The organism is Lacisediminihabitans profunda (genome assembly GCF_008040105.1).
Lineage (GTDB): Bacteria > Actinomycetota > Actinomycetes > Actinomycetales > Microbacteriaceae > Lacisediminihabitans > Lacisediminihabitans profunda.
The window spans coordinates 1-251 of record NZ_VRMG01000046.1; the positions used below are offsets into that span (position 1 = coordinate 1).

The window sequence follows — 251 nt, forward strand, 5'->3', positions numbered from 1 at the left end:
AGGGTATCTAATCCTGTTTGATCCCCACGCTTTCGTGCTTCAGTGTCAGTTATGGTTTAGTAAGCTGCCTTCGCAATCGGAGTTCTGCGTGATATCTATGCATTTCACCGCTACACCACGCATTCCGCCTACCTCAAACACACTCAAGTAACCCAGTTTCAACGGCAATTTTATGGTTGAGCCACAAACTTTCACCGCTGACTTAAATCACCACCTACGCACCCTTTAAACCCAATAAATCCGGATAACGC

General features: G+C 46.2%; 1 rRNA gene. It reads right to left on the reverse strand.

What is annotated here, in order from left to right:
• Positions 1-251, reverse strand: a 16S ribosomal RNA gene (locus tag FVP33_RS18995); the annotation flags it as partial.